At 69.5% G+C, this 18,102-nt stretch carries 16 protein-coding genes; 10 read left to right on the top strand and 6 right to left on the bottom strand.

The features are described from left to right. Nucleotides 1–447: 447 nt before the first annotated feature. From DMH01_RS12870 to proB, 5 genes are all read left to right on the top strand, one after another. A complete protein-coding gene (locus DMH01_RS12870; protein WP_125676267.1) occupies nt 448–3,525 on the top strand; it encodes a translation initiation factor IF-2 N-terminal domain-containing protein in 3,078 nt (1,025 codons plus the stop codon). Between the two features lie 169 nt (nt 3,526–3,694). Next, the gene (rplU, locus tag DMH01_RS12865) at nt 3,695–4,009 is read left to right on the top strand and encodes a 50S ribosomal protein L21 (protein WP_005158538.1); all 315 of its coding nucleotides are present in this window, start codon (nt 3,695–3,697) and stop codon (nt 4,007–4,009) included. Between the two features lie 37 nt (nt 4,010–4,046). Beyond that, entirely contained in the window at nt 4,047–4,304 is a 258-nt protein-coding gene (gene rpmA / locus DMH01_RS12860) for a 50S ribosomal protein L27 (RefSeq protein WP_003067129.1), read from the top strand. 113 nt (nt 4,305–4,417) lie between these two features. Continuing rightward, nucleotides 4,418–5,881 carry a GTPase ObgE gene (obgE, locus tag DMH01_RS12855; protein ID WP_125676265.1) on the top strand — a complete coding sequence of 488 codons (1,464 nt, stop codon included), beginning with the start codon at nt 4,418–4,420 and terminating at the stop codon, nt 5,879–5,881. Further along, nucleotides 5,878–6,987 carry a glutamate 5-kinase gene (proB, locus tag DMH01_RS12850; RefSeq protein WP_125676263.1) on the top strand — a complete coding sequence of 370 codons (1,110 nt, stop codon included), beginning with the start codon at nt 5,878–5,880 and terminating at the stop codon, nt 6,985–6,987. The genes obgE and proB overlap by 4 nt, the downstream gene beginning before the upstream one ends. Here proB and DMH01_RS12845 read toward each other — a convergent pair. The 3 genes from DMH01_RS12845 to DMH01_RS12835 all read right to left on the bottom strand — a co-directional run bounded on the left by DMH01_RS12845 (nt 6,984) and on the right by DMH01_RS12835 (nt 8,877). After that, nucleotides 6,984–7,670, bottom strand: a complete 687-nt coding sequence (locus DMH01_RS12845; RefSeq protein WP_125676261.1) for a hypothetical protein — start codon at nt 7,668–7,670, stop codon at nt 6,984–6,986. The genes proB and DMH01_RS12845 overlap by 4 nt on opposite strands. 2 nt (nt 7,671–7,672) lie before the next feature. Next, nucleotides 7,673–8,164, bottom strand: coding sequence for a SigE family RNA polymerase sigma factor (locus DMH01_RS12840; protein ID WP_125676259.1), 492 nt, complete (start codon nt 8,162–8,164; stop codon nt 7,673–7,675). A gap of 77 nt (nt 8,165–8,241) precedes the next feature. Further along, complete coding sequence (locus tag DMH01_RS12835) at nt 8,242–8,877, bottom strand: TetR/AcrR family transcriptional regulator (RefSeq protein WP_125676257.1); 636 nt, start codon at nt 8,875–8,877, stop codon at nt 8,242–8,244. Nucleotides 8,878–8,967: 90 nt separating this feature from the next. Here DMH01_RS12835 and DMH01_RS12830 point away from each other — a divergent pair, with 90 nt between their 5' ends. Then, nucleotides 8,968–10,242, top strand: a complete 1,275-nt coding sequence (locus tag DMH01_RS12830; RefSeq protein WP_125676255.1) for an NAD(P)/FAD-dependent oxidoreductase — start codon at nt 8,968–8,970, stop codon at nt 10,240–10,242. On the opposite strand, the gene argS is transcribed toward DMH01_RS12830, so the two are convergent. The 3 genes from argS to DMH01_RS12815 form a co-directional block, all read right to left on the bottom strand. Further along, entirely contained in the window at nt 10,237–11,961 is a 1,725-nt protein-coding gene (gene argS, locus DMH01_RS12825) for an arginine--tRNA ligase (RefSeq protein ID WP_125676254.1), read from the bottom strand. The genes DMH01_RS12830 and argS overlap by 6 nt on opposite strands. A 72-nt stretch (nt 11,962–12,033) precedes the next feature. Next, nucleotides 12,034–13,320, bottom strand: coding sequence for an MFS transporter (locus DMH01_RS12820; protein WP_125676252.1), 1,287 nt, complete (start codon nt 13,318–13,320; stop codon nt 12,034–12,036). A gap of 91 nt (nt 13,321–13,411) precedes the next feature. Continuing rightward, nucleotides 13,412–15,517 carry an ATP-dependent DNA helicase RecQ gene (locus DMH01_RS12815; RefSeq protein ID WP_125676250.1) on the bottom strand — a complete coding sequence of 702 codons (2,106 nt, stop codon included), beginning with the start codon at nt 15,515–15,517 and terminating at the stop codon, nt 13,412–13,414. Between the two features lie 161 nt (nt 15,518–15,678). On the opposite strand from DMH01_RS12815, the gene nadD reads away from it, so the two are divergent. From nadD to octT, 4 genes are read left to right on the top strand one after another with little or no spacing between them, the layout of a single operon-like run. After that, complete coding sequence (gene nadD / locus DMH01_RS12810; RefSeq protein ID WP_091597568.1) at nt 15,679–16,278, top strand: nicotinate-nucleotide adenylyltransferase; 600 nt, start codon at nt 15,679–15,681, stop codon at nt 16,276–16,278. A 55-nt stretch (nt 16,279–16,333) separates the two neighbouring features. Continuing rightward, entirely contained in the window at nt 16,334–16,753 is a 420-nt protein-coding gene (gene rsfS / locus DMH01_RS12805; RefSeq protein WP_125676248.1) for a ribosome silencing factor, read from the top strand. Further along, the gene (locus DMH01_RS12800) at nt 16,750–17,364 is read left to right on the top strand and encodes a histidine phosphatase family protein (protein ID WP_125676246.1); all 615 of its coding nucleotides are present in this window, start codon (nt 16,750–16,752) and stop codon (nt 17,362–17,364) included. The genes rsfS and DMH01_RS12800 overlap by 4 nt, the downstream gene beginning before the upstream one ends. Before the next feature lie 3 nt (nt 17,365–17,367). After that, a complete protein-coding gene (gene octT / locus DMH01_RS12795) occupies nt 17,368–18,093 on the top strand; it encodes a diglucosylglycerate octanoyltransferase (RefSeq protein ID WP_125676244.1) in 726 nt (241 codons plus the stop codon). Nucleotides 18,094–18,102: the final 9 nt, after the last annotated feature.

The raw sequence follows: 18,102 nt of genomic DNA, 5'->3' as shown, positions 1-18,102 counted from the left end.
ACCCTCGGCCGGGTCGACAAGCTCTTCCGCGAAGTTCGCTCGGCCGGTGCCCGCGGCGCGCCCGGGAGCAGGCTCTGTGGCACCGAGTACACCGGAGTGGGGCCGGTGTGTGGGATACTCGCGGTGGCCGCTGGCCGACGGGCACACGTGAGAGGTGGCGCTCGCGGTCTCGTGGCCCGGTGGTGTGCTGCACATCCTCCACACGCGTCGCCGCTGTATGCGGCTCGACGACGTGGCGGGCGGCCCGATGTCGCGAACGTGGCCAGCGCTCCGCCGAGCAGACCTTCAGCCGTACGCGGCGCCCGGACAACCCCGGCGCCGTCGCGGTGCCGGGCAAGGATTCCCGCTGCTGGTGACCACCACGGCGGAACGAACAGAAAGGGGCCCCTGCGCGGCCGCGTCGAGCCGGTGAGAGCCAGCCGACGCGCCCGGGGGCGGAGGAGATATATGTCGAACGCGGACACACCCGCCGTCACCGGCGGGAATACCGCCACACCCACCGCAGGCCGGCTGGGCGAACTGCCTCCCCGGATCCGGGTGCACGCGCTGGCGAAGCTGCTGGGATCCAACAGCCGTGAACTGATGGCCAAGCTCGGTGAGCTCGGCGAAACCGTCCGGAGCGCGCAGTCCAGCGTCACCCGTGAGGTGGCGCACAAGCTCGCCGAAGCCCTCGCCGGCGGAGACGAGCCCGAAACGACACCCGTCGCCGAGACCCCGGCTCCCGAGCCCGAGGTCAAGGCCGAGGTGAAGCCCGAGGCCGAGCCGGAGCCCGCTCCGCAGGTGGAGGCCCCTTCGCGGCGTGTCCCGCCCGCGCTCGCCGCCCCGGTGACGCCGGAGCCGCCGCAGCCGTCGACCAGGCCCGCGAAGGCCGCCGTGCACGTCCCGGTGTTCGCCGCGCCGTCACCGGTGTTCCTGCCGCCGGAGCCCGTCGCGGCGAAGCCCGCCCGCAAGCCGGAGCCGGCCTTCACCCAGACCGACGAAACCGCCTCCGACGAGGACGAGACCCAGACCGAGCAGGCCGAAGGTCACGGCACCGACGAGGACGGTGACGACGCCAACGGCCGTCGCCGCCGTCGTCGTGGACGTCGTGGTCGCGGCCGGGGCAAGGGCGGCGACGAGAGCTCGGACTCGGCCGAGTCCGAGAACGAAGACGAGCAGCCCGAAGCCCCGCGTAACCGTCAGCAGCGCGCGAAGGACAAGGCCGCCGAGACCGAAGAGGCCGCGGGCGAGACCGCCGAAGAGGCGTCCACCGAGGCCGATTCGGACAACGACGGCGATTCGGACGGTGGCAGCAAGCGTCGCCGCCGTCGCCGCCGTCGCAAGGGCGGGGACGACGACAACGCCGAGACCACCAGCGACGACCCGCCCAACACGGTCGTCCACGTGCGCCAGGCCAAGGCCGCCGAGACCGAGCGTCCCGCCAGGGACGAGGTCCGCAGCGTGCGCGGGTCGACCCGGCTCGAGGCCAAGCGCCAGCGCCGCCGGGACGGCCGCGAGGCCGGCCGCCGTCGGGCGCCGATCCTGTCCGAGGCCGAGTTCCTCGCCCGCCGCGAGTCGGTCGAGCGCACCATGGTCGTCGCCGAGAAGGGTGACTCCACGCAGATCGGCGTGCTCGAGGACGGCGTCCTGTGCGAGCACTTCGTGACCTCGTCGGGCACCGGTTCGATCGTCGGCAACGTGTACCTCGGCCGCGTGCAGAACGTGCTGCCGTCGATGGAGGCCGCCTTCATCGACATCGGCCGCGGCCGCAACGCCGTGCTGTACGCCGGTGAGGTCGACTGGGACGCCGCCGGTCTCGAGGGCAAGGCCCGCAAGATCGAGCAGGCGCTCTCCACCGGCGACTCCGTGCTGGTCCAGGTCACCAAGGACCCGGTCGGGCACAAGGGCGCCCGGCTGACCACACAGATCTCGCTGCCGGGCCGCTTCCTGGTCTACGTGCCCGCGGGCGGCGCCACCGGCATCTCCCGGAAGCTCCCGGAGAACGAGCGCCGCCGTCTGAAGGACATCCTCAAGCGCATCGTCCCCGAGGACGCCGGTGTGATCATCCGCACCGCGTCCGAAGGCATCAGCGAGGAGGAGCTGGACCGCGACGTCCGCCGCCTCAAGGCGCAGTGGGACGTCATCAAGGAGAAGGCCGAAGCGGGCAACGGCGGCAAGAAGAACAGCGCGCCGGTCATGCTCTACGAAGAGCCGGACCTGCTGGTCAAGGTCGTGCGCGACCTGTTCACCGAGGACTTCGCCAAGCTGGAGATCCAGGGCGACAAGGCCTGGGACACCATCTACAACTACGTCCAGCACGTGGCGCCGGACCTGGCGGATCGCGTCAAGCGGTACACGGGCACCGGTTCGGCCTTCGCCGACCACCGGATCGACGAGCAGATCACCAAGGCGCTGGACCGCAAGGTCTGGCTGCCCTCGGGCGGTTACCTCGTCATCGACCGCACCGAAGCGATGACGGTCATCGACGTCAACACCGGCAAGTTCACCGGATCGGGTGGCAACCTCGAAGAGACGGTGACCAGGAACAACCTGGAGTCGGCGGAGGAGATCGTCCGCCAGCTCCGGCTCCGGGACATCGGCGGCATCATCGTCATCGACTTCATCGACATGGTGCTCGAATCCAACCGTGAGCTCGTGCTGCGCCGGCTGACCGAATGCCTCGGCCGCGACCGCACGCGTCACCAGGTCGCCGAGGTCACCTCACTCGGCCTGGTGCAGATGACCCGCAAGAAGATCGGCACCGGGCTGCTCGAGGCGTTCTCGACGCCGTGTGAGCACTGCAAGGGCCGCGGCGTGGTCGTCTCGACCGAGCCGCAGCGCACCGGTGGCGGCGGCAACGGGCACAACCACGGCGGCGGCGGTGGCGGTGGCGGCAAGGAGCAGGGCTCCCGCCGGTCCCGCGGCCGGGGCAAGGGCGAGGACCAGGGCCAGAACGAGCCCGCCGCGGCCAAGGTCGAGGCGCCGCCGGCGCCCGCTCAGCGCGAATCGGTGGTTTCGGCGGTCCAGGCCGTGGCCAACGCCACCAAGGCGGCCAAGGGCGAGCACTCGCACGAGGCCACCGAGAACGTCGAGGGCGCCGCGCTCAACGGCCACGCCCCGCAGGCGGCTGAGGAGCCCGCTGAGCCGGTGACGGCGGTTTCGGAGCCCGTCGCCGACGCGACGGTCGAACAGGCGGCCGAGGCGGCTTCCGAGCCGGTTCCGGAGCAGGTCACCGAAGCACCGGCGACCGAACTCGCCGGTGAGCCGGTGACGACCTCGGACGACGAGGCCCCGGCCGTGCGTGAAGAAGAGATCGCCGTCGTCGCGGAATCCGGCCCGGAGCCCGAGGCACCCGAGGTTCCGGTGACCGCTGAGACCGTTGTGACGGAAGAGGTTTCCGAACCCGAGGCCCCGGCGGCCAAGGAGGAGACCGAGCCCGAGGTGGACGTCCCGGCCCCGGCCGTGCGTTCCACGACCCGCCGTCGTCCGCGGCGGGCGGCCTCGCGGCCTGCCGGTCCGCCGGTCAAGGCGTCGGAAAAGAGCTAGTGAACACCGTGAGGCACCCCGGTGTGATCGCACCGGGGAGCCCCACGTAACCTATAGAGCGGCCCGCCACTTAGCGGCGGGCACCTTGCGCAGAATCTGCCCACCAAGACTTCTTGATGGGCCGGGTCACGCAAGCCCCCACCCGTTGTCGAGTAAGCAGGAGACTTCCGTGTCGGCGTACGCGATCGTCAAGACTGGCGGCAAGCAGTACAAGGTGGCCGTCGGCGACGTCGTCGAGGTCGAGAAGCTCGAAGGCGAGCCGGGTACCGAGCACACCTTCCCCGCAGTCCTTTTTGTGGACGGTGGCGACGTCACCACGGACGCCGACGCGCTGGCGAAGGTCTCGGTCACCGGCAAGGTCGTCGAGCAGACCAAGGGTCCGAAGATCCGGATCCACAAGTTCAAGAACAAGACCGGCTACCACAAGCGCCAGGGTCACCGGCAGAAGCTGACCCGCGTCGAGGTCACCGGCATCTCCAAGTAGGACTTCTCCGGATCTTCGTCAGAAAGAGGATTGAGCCATGGCTCACAAGAAGGGTGCGTCCAGCTCCCGCAACGGTCGCGATTCGAACGCGCAGCGACTGGGCGTCAAGCGCTACGGCGGCCAGGAAGTCAACGCGGGCGAGATCTTGATCCGCCAGCGTGGCACCAAGTTCCACCCCGGCGTGAACGTCGGCCGTGGCGGCGACGACACGCTGTTCGCGCTGGCCGCCGGTGCGGTCCAGTTCGGCGAGAAGCGTGGCCGCAAGACGGTCAACATCGTGCCGTCCGAAGCCTGAATTTCGGCTTCGAGCTAGAACCTCTGACGAGGGGTGGGGCCGGAATATCCGGGCCCACCCCTCGTTTGTTCTATATATCCCCCTTTTCTTTCGCGAGTGAATAGAGGCAAGTCATGGCGTCCCGGTTCGTGGACCGAGCGGTGATCCATCTGGCCGCCGGTGACGGTGGGAACGGCTGCGCCTCGGTGCACCGCGAAAAGTTCAAGCCCCTCGGCGGCCCGGACGGCGGCAACGGCGGCAACGGCGGCGACGTGCTGCTGGTCGTCGATCCCAACGTCCACACGCTGCTCGACTTCCACTTCCGCCCGCACGCCCGTGCCGGCAACGGCAAGCTGGGCCAGGGCGGCAACCGCGCCGGTGCGGCGGGGGAGACGCTGGAGATGCGCGTCCCGTCCGGCACCGTCGTGATGACCGAGGACGGCGAGATCCTGGCCGACCTGGTCGGCCCCGGCACCACCTTCGTCGCCGCGCAGGGCGGCCGCGGTGGTCTCGGCAACGCCGCGCTGGCCTCCAAGGCCCGCCGGGCGCCCGGATTCGCGCTGCTGGGCGAGCCGGGGGAGTCCCGTGACCTCGTCCTGGAGCTGCGCTCGGTCGCCGACGTCGGTCTCCTCGGCTTCCCGTCCGCGGGCAAATCGTCGCTGATCTCGGTGCTGTCGGCAGCCAAGCCGAAGATCGCCGACTACCCGTTCACCACGCTGGTGCCGAACCTGGGCGTGATCACCGCCGGTTCGACCGTGTTCACCATGGCCGACGTCCCGGGGCTGATCCCCGGCGCGAGCGAGGGCAAGGGCCTCGGCCTCGACTTCCTGCGTCACATCGAACGCTGCGCGGTGCTGGTGCACGTCATCGACTGCGCGACCTTGGAGCCCGGACGCGACCCTCTGTCCGATATGGACGCCCTCGAAGAGGAACTCGCCCGCTACACGCCGAGTCTCGGCGGCGACCTCGCCGACCGGCCCCGCGTGGTGGTGCTCAACAAGATCGACGTCCCGGAGGCCGCCGAACTCGCGGAGTTCGTGCGCCCCGACCTGGAAGCCCGCGGACTCAGTGTGTTCGAGATCTCCACGGCGACGCGACAGGGACTCAAGGAATTGACCTACGCGCTCGCCGCCGTGGTCGAGAAGTACCGCGCCGACCAGCCCGCCCCGGAGCCGGCGAAGGTCGTGCTGCGCCCGATGGCCGTCGACGACGCGGGCTTCACCGTCGAGCACGACCCTGAGGAGGAAGGCGCCTTCATCGTCCGGGGTGTCCGTCCCGAGCGGTGGATCCGCCAGACGAGCTTCGGCAACGACGAGGCCGTCGGCTACCTCGCGGACCGGTTGCAGCGGCTCGGCGTCGAGGAGGCGCTGGCTCGCAAGGGCGCCGTACCCGGCAGCCCCGTAACCATCGGCGACGTCCAGTTCGAATGGGAGCCGTCGACCCCGGCCGGGGTCGCGGTGCACCTGTCGGGCCGGGGCACGGACGTACGGCTGGAGAACACCAGCCGGATCGGTGCCGCCGAGCGCAAGGAAGCCCGCCGGATCCGCCGCGACGGTCCGGACGGCGTCGAAGACGAAGACGAGATGGACGACGAGTGAGCTCAACCCGGGTGGCGATCGCCGGCGCGAAGCGCGTGGTCGTCAAGGTCGGTTCCTCCGCGCTGACCACCGCCGGCGACGGCCTCGACGTGGCCAGGCTGGACGCACTGGTGGACGCGATCGCCGAGCGGGTCTCCCGCGGCACGCAGATCGTGCTGGTGTCCTCGGGGGCGATCGGCGCGGGACTCGCGCCGCTCTCGCTCGGCAAACGGCCGCGTGACCTCGCCACCCAGCAGGCCGCGGCCAGCGTCGGCCAGCTCGCGCTGGCCCATGCCTACGCCGAGTCGTTCGGCCGGTTCTCCCTTACGGTGGGCCAGGTTCTGCTGACGTCGGACGACGTCGTGCGTCGTGCGCACTACCGCAACGCGCAGAACACGTTCACCCGGCTGCTGGCCCTCGGTGCCGTTCCCGTGGTCAACGAGAACGACACCGTGGCCACCGAAGAGATCCGCTTCGGCGACAACGACCGGCTGGCGGCGCTGGTTGCCCATCTGATCGGCGCCGACGCGCTCGTCCTGCTGTCCGATGTGGACGGTCTGTACGACGGGGATCCCCGTGACGGCGCGACCCGCAAGATCGCCGAAGTCGCCGGGGAGTCCGATGTGGACGGCATTACCGTCGGCATGTCGAGCTCCGGGCTCGGCACCGGCGGCATGGTCTCGAAGCTCGCCGCTGCCCGCACCGCCGCCGGCGCCGGGATCCCGGTCCTGCTCGCCGCGGCTTCCGAGGCAGCGCGCGCCCTCACCACCGCCGAGGTCGGGACGGCCTTCGCCGCCGCCGACTCCCGGCTGTCGGCCCGCCGGTTCTGGCTGGGCTACGCCGCGGGCGCGTCCGGGAAACTGCACCTCGACGACGGCGCGGTCGCGGCCGTCGTCCGCCGCCGCCGTTCGCTGCTGGCCGCCGGGATCACCGGCGTCGACGGTGACTTCCAGGCGGGCGACGTCGTCGACCTGGTCGATCTTCGGCAGCGGACCGTGGCGCGCGGGGTCGTGGCCTTCGACGCGGGCGAACTGCCCGACCTCATCGGCCGTTCCAGCCACGACCTCCCCGCGGAACAACGCCGTGAGGTCGTCCACGCGGACGACCTCGTCCCGCTGCGCCGCTAGGGCACCAGGCCCGGGGTCAGAGCGATTTCGCGGACCTGGGCCTCGCTCAGGGGCGGCCGCGCGTTGTCGCCGCCGTCGGTGGAGACCTCCACGATCGCCGTCTCGATTTGGTAGGCCGCCCCGTAGGTGAGGTGACCGTCGTTCTCTTTGGTCGTCGTCTCGACCAAGGTCCCTCCGTCGATCAGGCTCGCCGAGCAGGTGGCCGGGGCCGGATCCAGCCCGCGGCAGGCCATCCCCGTGGAGAGCAGCGTTCCGTTGTTGGGCAGCACGGTCACGGACAGCGATCCGTCGCGAACCGGATACACCAGGTGGTAGCCGTTCCCCTGGCCGATCGGGATGGCTTTCAGCTCGAACGGGGTGTCCGAGCCGAGCGTGACCCGGGCCCGGACCGCCGCCTCGAGCACGCAAGTGAGCCGGGCCTTCACCGCTTCAGTCGTTTCCTCAGGCGATTTCGCGCCGCAGGGTGAAGCCGCGGCCGGGTCGTCCCGATCGGGAAGCGCGATGATCGCGGTTCCCGCCGGAAAACCCGCCACGGCCAAGGCGACCGCCGCGACCACCGTCGTCAGGCGGCGCCGTCGTGACCGGCGGCCCGCGGCGAGCACGCCGTCGCCGGTGAGCCCGACGGGTGGCTCCGCTTCGGTCACGTACTCCTTCAGCGCGGAGCGGACGTCCTGGTCTTCCATGACTACTCCTTGCTCGTCGGGGAGGGCAGGACGGCGCGCAGTGCTTCGATCCCCCGGGCGGTCTGGCTCTTTACGGTGCCTTCGGCGACGCCGAGCAGCGACGCCACTTCGGCGACCGAGAGGTCTTCGAGGAAGCGGAGAACGACCATCGCGCGCTGACGCGGCGTCAGGCCGCTGAGCACCCGCTCGAGATCGATCCGATCGTGGCTGTCGTAGCCCGGGGGCGCGGCCCGGTCCGGAGGCGTCGACGTCACCAGCTCCCGGCGGTGTTTTCGCTTCCGGCCGAGGAACAGGTTGAGCAGGATCCGCCGCGCGTAGGCGTCGACCGTGTCCGGCCGCACCCGCCGCCAACGCCGGTACAACTGGACGAACGTGGCCTGCACCAGATCCTCGGCGCCGTGCCAGTCGCCGCACATGCCGAACGCCAGCCGCCGGAACCGCTGCACACGGGCAGCGAAGTACTCGCTGAAGTCGGCGTCTCTCGCTTGTCCCACCGGCCACCCCCTCTTCCTCGTGCCCTCTCTAGTCCGGCGGGGGCCCGAAAGGTTCAAGCGGCAGCGGGGGACCTTTGCTACCGCTTCCCAGGATCGGCGAGGTGACCGACGAGTCGTGCCAGTTGTTCGCCGTAGGCCTCGGCGAACTCGGACGACGCGGGGTCCTGGCCCGAGACGGCCCGTACGACGCGAGGCAGCGTCAGCGCGGCGCTGGACGCGGCCATGAAGATCACCAGCAGGAAGGCCGGGTCGAGGTCGGCGGGGAAGTCGCCCGCGGCCTGCCGGGCCCGGACGTACTCCACCTGCCGCTGGAGGAATCCGCGCTGGCCCTCGACGCCCACCGCGTCGGGAGCGCCGTCGGTCAGGTTCTCCCAGACGAACAGCTTGGCGAGAGCGTGATCCCGGACCCCCGATCGGACGAAGTACCGGACGACCTCCGCGAACGGCTTGTCGTGGTCGGAGGCCGCGGCGTAGTCGTCGTACATCGTCGCGGTCAGCGCGTTGTACAGCCCTTCCTTGCCGCCGAAGTAGTACGAGATCAGCTGCTTGTTCACGCCCGCTTTCGCGGCGATCTCGCTGACGCGTGCCGCGGCGTACCCCTTCGCGCCGAACTCGTCCTTCGCCGCCTCCAAGAGCTGTTTCTTCGTGCGCTCGGGATCGCGCTGGCGTTCGACGGGGGCGCGGCGAGGGCTGCGTGGGGCGGCTTCGGACATGGGTTCAGCTTAGCCGCTGACTCTTTCAAACGTATGGTTGACTTTATTATCCGTCTGGTTGATAGTTGTCGGCGGAGAGAGGAGAAACCCGTGACCACGAGAATCGCGATCATCGGCGGCGGAACGGGCGGGCTCTGCTTGGCGCAGGGGCTGCGCAAGGCGGGGATCGACGTGTCCGTCCACGAGCGCAGCCGCACGCGGACCGAACGCCTGCAGGGCTATCGCGTGCACATCAATCCACACGGTTCGGCCGCACTGCACGAATGCCTGCCGCCTGAGCTCTGGCAACGCTTTTTGGACACCACGGGCACCACGAGCGGACCGTTCACCTTCGTCACCGAGCAGTTGCGGGACCTGATGGTGATCGACAGCGAGCTGACGTCGAGCCCGGATCCCGCGTCGAACCACCACTCGGTCAGCCGGATCAGCCTCCATCAGGTGCTGTCCGACGGGCTCGACGGAGTTCTGCACCACGGCAAGGAGTTCGTCGGCTACCGGCGTGAGGGCGAGGTGGTCGTCTGCGAGTTCGCCGACGGCAGCAGCGTCGAGGCCGACCTCGTCGTCGGCGCCGACGGGGCCAATTCCCGGGTGCGCGAACAGTTCTTGCCCGAAGCCGACCGCGTCGACACCGGGATCATCGCGATCGCGGGCAAGCATCCCTTGACCGGCGAGACCCGTAAGCGTTTGCCGTCCCGGCTCACCGACGGCCCGAGCATGGTGATGCCACGCACCGGCGCGGGCCTGTTCAGCGCGCCACACGAGCTGAGCGGCGCCTCGTCGGTCGACGATGAGACCGCCGAATACGACCCTGTCCTGTTCGACAACACCTCGAGTTACGTCATGTGGGCGTTCGCGGCGGACAGCCGGCGCTATCCGGACGACCTGTCGTCCTTGACCGGGTCGGCTCTGCGCTCCCTGGTGCTGGACCTGATCGACGGCTGGGCTCCCGCGTTCAAGGAACTGGTCGCCGGCTCACCTGAAGGGTCGGTGTCGCGGCTGCCGATCTTCACGTCGAAGCCCGTCGCTCCCTGGCCGACGAGCAACGTCACCCTGATCGGCGACGCGATCCACAGCATGACCCCGTTCCGCGGCATCGGGGCGAACACCGCCCTCCGGGACGCGCAACTGTTGTGCCGCAACCTCGTCGAAGCACGGAAGACCGGCGCGGTGCGCTCCGCGGTCGCCGACTACGAGCAGCGGATGCGGGACTACGGTTTCGCGGCGGTGCGCGACTCGGAACGCAGCGCCCGGCAGTTCGTGTCGGAGAACCGGACGGGCCGCACGATGGCACGAGGGATGTTCCGCTTCTTCCAAGCGGTCCCTCCGTTGAAGCGCAAGGTCTTCAGCGACCACGGCGACTCATAGCCGGGCAGGGGTGGAGATGCCGAGCAGGGACAAACCCAGCGTCAGCGTCTTCGAGGTGAGCTCGGCCAGCAGCAGCCGAGAGTCGCGGACACCGGCACCTTCCGCGCCCAGCACCGGGCACTGTTCGTAGAACCGCGAGAACACGACGGCGGTTTCGTACAGGTAGGTGCACAGCTTGTGGGGGAGATGCCCGGCGGTCGCCGCGCCGACCGCCTCGGGGAAGCGGGCCAGCGCGAGTGCCAGCGCCCGTTCCTCGGGATGGCCGAGCAGGATCCGCACGCCGGTGAGGTCCTGGTCCGCCTTCGCCAGTACGGAACGGATCCGCGCGTTGGCGTACTGGAGGTAGACCGACGTGTTCCCGGTCTTGGAGAGCATCCGGTCCCAGGAGAAGACGTAGTCACGCTCGCGATCGCCGGAGAGGTCGGCGTACTTGAGCGCGCCGATCCCGATCGCCTTGGCGACCTCTTCCCGCACGTCGGGGGAGAGGTCGCCCCGGCCGTCGATCACTTCGGCGGCGTGGGAGACCGCCTCGGTGAGCAGGTCGGAAAGCCGGACCGACTCGCCCGCCCGGGTCTTCATGGCACGGCCGTCTTCACCGAGCACCGAACCGAACCCGATGTGCTCCGCCCGATGCGCGTCGCGGAGCCACCCGGCGGCCCGACACACGGCGAACACCATCGCGAAGTGCTGCGCTTGCGGCGCACCGACGACATAGAGCAGGTCCGTGACATCGCGTTGCTCCGTCCAGTACCGCAAGGTCGCGAGATCGGTGGCCGCGTAGCCGTATCCACCGTCCCGCTTCCGCACGATGAGCGGCAGCGGATCGCCTTCCCGGTTGCGGAAACCGTCGGGAAAGACGCAGATCGCGCCATCGCTGATCTCGGTCAGCCCGGCGGCGGTCAGATCGTCCACGACGTCGGCGAGAAACGGGTTGTAGAAGCTCTCGCCGTAGATGTCCTGACCGGTCAGGTCGATGCCGAGGAGTTCGTAGACCTGAGTGAAATGCCGTGTCGACTCGTCGACCAGGCGCCGCCACAGCGACAAAGTCTCGTCGTCACCGCTTTGCAAGAGCACCACACGGTTCCGTGACCGGCCCGCGAAGTCGTCGTCGCTTTCGAACTTCGTCCGGGCGGCCCGGTAAAAGCCGTTGAGATCGCCGATCGTGTACGGACCCGACGGGCGCTCGTCGAGCAGATGCTCGATCAGCATGCCGAACGGCGTACCCCAGTCGCCGAGATGGTTGTGCGGGATGACCTCGTGCCCGGCGAACCGCGCGAGCCGTGTGATCGCGTCACCGATGACGGTCGACCGGAGGTGCCCGGCGTGCATTTCCTTCGCCACGTTCGGACTGCTGTAGTCGATGGCGATCCGCCGCGGCCGTGGCGTCACCGCGACACCCAGGCGTGGGTCACCGTTGAGCGCCGTCGTCCGCTCTGCCAGCCAGGACGAGCGCAGCGTGAAGTTCAGGAAGCCCGGACCCGCGACCTCGGGTGGTTCGGTGAGGTCGGCGACGTCGAGCCGCGCCACGATGCCGGCGGCGATCTCCTTCGGTGGCCTGCCGAGCCGCTTGCCCAGACTCATCGCGAGATCGCACTGGTAGTCGACGCCGGCCTGGGCGGAGACCCGCACCAGCGCGGACGGAGGTTCGAAGTCGGTGACGTGGCGAAGGGCATCCACCACGCGTCGCGCCAATTCCTCGCTTACATCGCCGAACAACACGGTGTCCCTCCTTCGCGCTCGTCGTAGGAGCGCGAGGGTAGCCACCTCGCCCCGTCACCGGCGACGGAGTTTTCAGCGCAGGTCGCTGCCCTTGGTCTCCGGCAAGGTGCGGATGACGAAGAACGCGACCACCGCTCCGGCGGCCACGTACCAGAAGAACAGCGTCGACAACCCCGCGTCGGACAAGGCGGTGAGCACCAGGGGAGCGGTCCCGCCGAACAACGCGACGGTCAGGTTGTACCAGGCGCCGATGCCGAGACCGCGCAGTTCGGTGGGGAACAGCTCGCTCATGATCGCGGGCGCGATCGACGTCATCGCCGTGTACAGGCAGAGCCCGACGCAGAACACGACCATCAGGCCCGGCAGCCCCGGCCGGACCAAAGTGGACAGCGGGACGATGAGGACGGCTGTCGCCGCCGCCCAGACGAGCAGCTGTGGCTTGCGGCCGAAGCGATCCGACAAGGCACCCATCGGGTATTGAAGCGCGACGAACAAAGCCGTCGCGATCGACAACGCGAGGAACACGTCGACGTCGTCGGCCTTGCGGGTCTTGACCGCGAAGGAGGTCAGCGCGCTGAAGAACGTGTAGTAGCAAAGGGTCGACAGCATCGAGAAGCCCACGAGCTGCACGACGGCCCGCGGGTGCTCGCGGAGGGTGGTGCGCAGCGGCCGTTCGACCCGGCGCGCCGTTGACTTCTTCTCCTCGAAGATCTCGGTCTCGGCGAGACTGCGCCGGAGCCACAGGCCGATGATGCCGAGGACGCCGCCGAGCAGGAACGGGATCCGCCAGCCGTACGCGGTCAGATCCGCCTTGGACATCGTCCGCGCGAGCACGAATCCGAGGATCGAGGCGAGCAGGACGGCGGAACCGGTCGAGATGTAGAAGAAGGCGGAGTACCGGCCGCGGCGGCTGGGCGGCGCGATCTCGCCGAGGTACGCCGAAGCGTTGGAGACCTCGCCGCCGAGCGACAGTCCTTGCGCCACCCTGGCCAGCAGCAACAGGATCGGGGCCAGCCAGCCGACCTGGTCGAACGTCGGCAGGAGACCGATGGCCACCGAACCGCCCGCCATCAGCACGATGGTCAGGATCATCGCCGGCTTCCGGCCCCTGACGTCGGCGAACCGGCCGAGCAACATCCCGCCGAGCGGGCGGAAGAAGAACGCCAACGCGTAGGTGGCGAAGGTGTTGATCAACGCCAGTGCTTCGTTGCCCTTCGGGAAGAACTCACTGGCGAAGTAGATGCTGAAGGTCGCGTAGATGGTCCAGTCGAACCATTCCAGCGCGTTGCCGACACTGGCGGCGAACAACTTCTTCACCGGGAGCCGATGTCCCAGCCGCTCCGTCGTTGAGTCCGCCATCGGCACCTCCGTACTCGCGCGTGGACGGAACCTTGCCAGAAAGTTCCCGCGCGGGAAAGAACCTGTCGAATGTCGGGATCGGGCTTCCCGGTTACGAGGTGCTGGCGAGAGCGAACGGCAGCACCGCACGGGCTCCGGCCTGGCGGAGCAGACGCGCGGACAGCGTCATCGTCCATCCGGTGTCGATGAGGTCGTCGACCAGGAGGATCGGGCCTTCGGCCGCGGCCACTCGCGCCGACAGGTCCTCGGGGAGGCTGAGACGTTTCCACAGATCGGCCAGTCGTTGCGCGCTGTTCGCCTGACGTGGGGGCGGCCCCGCCGAGGCGACAGCGCCCAGGTACTCCAGGCGTCCGATCGAGGCCAGCTTCGTCGCCAGGCTGTGGACGAGCTGAGGTCGCGTGGCGGAGGGCACTTCCACCACTGCCACGGGGCGCTCCGTCCACTGCCAGCCTTTGAGTACTTCGATACAGGCTTGGAAGACGGCGTCGGGTAGTTCGGTGTCCGCCGCGGACGGGCCGACGAGTTCGCGCAGCCGCGTGCCCCATCCGACGTCGGTCACCCGGCCGACGACCTGGCCGGTTTCGGCCTGCTCGCCCGCCGGCAGCCGCCCGGAGAGCGGGACGTCCAGCCCGGCCATCCCGGTCGGCCACATCTTCCGCGGCGCGACCTCGACGCCGGGGCGGCGCAGCCGTTGCCGGGTGGCGTCGACGACGTCGTCGGAAATCGTGGTGTCCCAATGCTTTCCGGTGCAGTTGTCACAACGTCCGCAGGGTGTGGCTTCGGGATCGTCCAGCTGTTTCCGCAGGAACTCCATGCGGCAGCCGGCGGTCTCCAGGTACGCCAGCATGGCGTTCTGTTCGTTGGTCCGCGCCGCGCTTACTCGCGCGTAGCGTTCCTTGTCGTAGCGCCACTCTTCGCCGGTGCCTTCCCAGCCGCCCTTCACCCGGCGGACGGCGCCGTCGACGTCCAGCACCTTCAGGACCATCTCCAGCCGGGAACGGGAAAGCTCGACGAACGGTTCGAGCGCCGGTGTCGAGAGTGGACGGTCCGCGTATGCCAGCGCGTTCAGCACCTGGGTCACCCGGAGTTCGTCCGGGAACGCCAGCGAACCGAAGTACGCCCAGATGTCCTTGTCCTCGTGGCCCGGCAACAGGATCACTTCGGCGCGGTCGACGCCGCGCCCGGCACGGCCGACCTGCTGGTAGTACGCGATCGGCGAGGACGGGGCGCCGAGATGGACCACGAAGCCCAGGTCCGGCTTGTCGAATCCCATGCCCAGTGCCGAGGTGGCCACCAGCGCCTTGACGTTGTTGTTCAGCAGGTCGTCTTCGGCCGCCTGCCGGTCGGCCGGGTCGGTCTTCCCGGTGTAGGCGGCGACCGGGTAGCCGCGCTCGGTCAGCAACCCCGCGACGTCGTGCGCGGCGGCGACGGTGAGCGTGTAGATGATCCCGGAGCCCGGCAACTCCGCCAGGTGTTCGGCCAGCCAGGCGAGCCGGGCCTGCGACGTCGGCAGCTTGGCCACCGACAGATGCAGGCTTTCGCGGTCCAGGCTGCCGCGCAGGACGAGGGTGTCGCCCCCGTTGCCGATGCCGAGCTGCTCGGCGACGTCGGTCGCCACGCGGTCGTTCGCGGTCGCGGTGGTGGCGAGTACCGGGACGCCGTCGGGCAGGTCCTTCAGCAGTGTGCGCAGCCGTCGGTAGTCCGGACGGAAGTCGTGGCCCCAGTCCGAGATGCAGTGCGCCTCGTCGACCACGAGCAGGCCGGCTGTCGCGGTCAGCTTGGGGAGGACGGTGTCGCGGAAGTCCGGGTTGTTGAGCCGCTCCGGGCTGACCAGGAGGACATCCACCTCACCGGCCGCGATCGCCGCCTGGACCTGATCCCACTCCTGCGGGTTCGCGGAGTTCATCGTCACCGCGTGGATACCCGCCCTCGCCGCCGCGGAGATCTGGTTGCGCATCAGCGCGAGCAGCGGCGAGATGATCACCGTCGGGCCGTTGCCGCGCTCCCGCAGCAACGCGGTGGCCAGGAAGTACACCGCGGACTTCCCCCAGCCGGTGCGCTGCACGACGAGCGCGCGACGGCTGTGCGCGACCAGCGCCTCGATGGCCGTCCACTGGTCGTCACGCAGGCGGGCGCCTTCGCCCGCCAACGACTGGAGGAGGGTCTCGGCGCGATCCCGGAGAGTCGATGTGTCCACGTCCCCACCTCTACCCCATGCCACCGACGAAGTCGCGATCGGCATGTCGTGAACGGACCGTTCATCCATGGAACGGACTGTAATGTGATCCAGATCACCACCGGTCGGTGGGTCCGGCGACCCGAGCGTGGAGCCTCGGGCGCTGTATAGGCTCACGACCCATGTCACCACGCAGGATCGGGGTCATGGGCGGCACGTTCGACCCCATTCACCACGGGCACCTCGTCGCGGCCAGTGAGGTCCAGGCGCGGTTCGCGCTCGACGAGGTCATCTTCGTGCCCACCGGTCAGCCGTGGCAGAAGTCCGACAGGGTGGTCACCCGCGCCGAGGACCGCTACCTGATGACGGTGATCGCGACGGCGTCCAACCCGGTGTTCTCGGTCAGCCGCGTCGACATCGACCGCGTCGGGCAGACCTACACCGTCGACACGCTGCGCGACCTGCGTGCCGAGTATCCGGACGACCAGCTGTTCTTCATCACCGGCGCGGACGCGCTCGAACAGATCCTCACCTGGCGCAACGCCGACGAGCTGTTCGACCTGGCGCATTTCATCGGCGTCACCAGGCCCGGTTACCGCCTCAATTCGCAGCATCTGCCGAGTGGGAAGGTGAGCCTGGTCGAGGTGACCGCGATGGCGATCTCGTCCACCGCGTGCCGCGAGCGCGTCGAAGGCGGGGAACCCGTCTGGTACCTCGTCCCCGACGGTGTGGTGCGCTACATCGCCAAAAAGGACCTCTATCGGAAAGACCGGGGTGCCTGACCGGGTACTCTCGTCGGGCGCACCCGAGAGTAAAGCCATCTGTTTGAGGAGAACTGTGACAGCCACGTCCGAGGCACGAGAGCTGGCCGTAGCGGCCGCCCATGCGGCGGCGGACAAGAAGGCGAGCGACGTGGTCGTGCTGGACGTGTCCGACCAGCTGGTGATCACCGACGCCTTCGTCATCGCGTCCGCGCCCAACGAGCGCCAGGTCGGCGCCATCGTCGACAACGTCGAGGAGCAGCTCCGGCTCGGCGGGCACAAGCCCGTCCGCCGTGAGGGCGCCCGCGAGGGCCGCTGGGTCCTGCTGGACTACGTCGACGTCGTCATCCACGTTCAGCACCAGGAGGAACGCTCCTTCTACGGTCTCGAGCGGCTCTGGAAGGACTGCCCGCGGATCGAGGTCGCCGGTCTGGCAGTGCCGGATCATCAGGACCCAGCCGAGGAGGACCCCGCCGACGCGCAAGGCGCCTCGTGAGCCCGCGGCGGCTGGTGCTCTGGCGCCACGGCGAGACCGACTACAACGCGGCGGGCCGGATGCAGGGGCATCTGGACTCCGCGTTGACCCCGGTCGGCTGGAACCAGGCCAGGTTCGCCGTGCCCGCGCTCGCCCGGTTCTCACCGGATCTGGTGATCGCCTCGGATCTGCGCCGCGCGACCGACACGGCCACCGTGCTCACCGAGGCCATCGGCGTCCCGCTGCGGATCGACAAGCGTCTCCGGGAAACCCATCTGGGTGAATGGCAGGGCTTCACCGGCCAGCAGGTCGACGAGACGTACCCCGGGGAACGCGCACGCTGGCGCGTCGACGCCACCTGGGCACCGCCCGGCGGTGAGTCGCGGGTCGACGTCGCCGAACGCGCGATGGAGGTCGTCGCGGACCTCGACCAGCCCAATTCCGACGTCGGCGACGCGGTTCTGCTGGCCACGCACGGCGGCCTGATCATCGCGCTGACCGCGAAACTGCTCGGCCTGCCGGTCGCGTCCTGGCCGTCGCTGGGCGGGATCGCGAACTGTCATTGGGTCGAGCTGACCAGGCGTGACGGCGACTGGCGCCTGGCCGCCTACAACGCGGGCATCACCGGCTGATCCATGGGCCCGCGCCTGCTGGTGTTCGGCGATTCCCTCAGCTTCCACGGCCCGGACGGCCCGCACGCCGCCGACGACGCGCGTCTGTGGCCCAACATCGCCGCCGAAGCACTCGGCGGCGACGCGGACCTCGTCGCCGGATTCGGCTGGACCGCCCGTGACGCCTGGTGGTCGTTGATCGGTGATCCGCGTGTCTGGGCCGATCTCCATCACGTCGACGCCGTCGTGCTGGCCGTCGGGAGCATGGACACCCTGCCCTCGCCGCTGCCCACCTACCTGCGCACCGGTCTCCGCTATCTGCGGCCCGACCCGCTGCGGCGCGTGGTGCGCAAGGCGTATCTGGCCGCTCAGCCGCGGCTCGCGATCGCTCTCCGAGGACGTCCGGTGGTCTTGCCGTCGAAGCTCACCGTCCAGTATCTCGACACCGCTGTCGGAGCTCTGCGCACGCTGCGACCGGAGCTGCCGATCTTCGGCATGCTGCCCTCCGTGCACCGATCCGACTCGTACGGCCGCGTCCACACCGCTCGCGCCGGTGCCGCCGCGGCCCTCGCCGCCTGGGGGCGGCGCGCGGACGTGCCGCTGCTGGATCTCGAAGCCGTCGTCGGTGACCACGTGCTGAGCGGGCGCGGCAATCCGGACGGGATGCACTGGGGGTGGGAGGGACACGCCGCCGTCGGCGCGGAAATGGCCAGCCTGATGGCCCCGGTGCTCCGCCCCGCGGCAACGTAGGCTGACTGC

Source organism: Amycolatopsis sp. WAC 04182, from assembly GCF_003947465.1.
In the GTDB taxonomy this organism is placed as follows: domain Bacteria; phylum Actinomycetota; class Actinomycetes; order Mycobacteriales; family Pseudonocardiaceae; genus Amycolatopsis.
Note: the sequence above shows the minus strand (reverse complement) of the source record. Positions and strands in the feature narration are given on the sequence as shown.

Bases quoted from the DNA above. Each gene is read 5' to 3' on its own strand.
- DMH01_RS12870 (WP_125676267.1), top strand. From the start codon at position 448: ATGTCGAACGCGGACACACCCGCCGTCACCGGCGGGAATACCGCCACA.
- rpmA (WP_003067129.1), top strand. From the start codon at position 4,047: ATGGCTCACAAGAAGGGTGCGTCCAGCTCCCGCAACGGTCGCGATTCG.
- DMH01_RS12835 (WP_125676257.1), bottom strand. From the start codon at position 8,877: ATGTCCGAAGCCGCCCCACGCAGCCCTCGCCGCGCCCCCGTCGAACGC.
- DMH01_RS12820 (WP_125676252.1), bottom strand. From the start codon at position 13,320: ATGGCGGACTCAACGACGGAGCGGCTGGGACATCGGCTCCCGGTGAAG.
- obgE (WP_125676265.1), top strand. From the start codon at position 4,418: ATGGCGTCCCGGTTCGTGGACCGAGCGGTGATCCATCTGGCCGCCGGT.
- nadD (WP_091597568.1), top strand. From the start codon at position 15,679: ATGTCACCACGCAGGATCGGGGTCATGGGCGGCACGTTCGACCCCATT.
- octT (WP_125676244.1), top strand. From the start codon at position 17,368: ATGGGCCCGCGCCTGCTGGTGTTCGGCGATTCCCTCAGCTTCCACGGC.
- DMH01_RS12845 (WP_125676261.1), bottom strand. From the start codon at position 7,670: ATGGAAGACCAGGACGTCCGCTCCGCGCTGAAGGAGTACGTGACCGAA.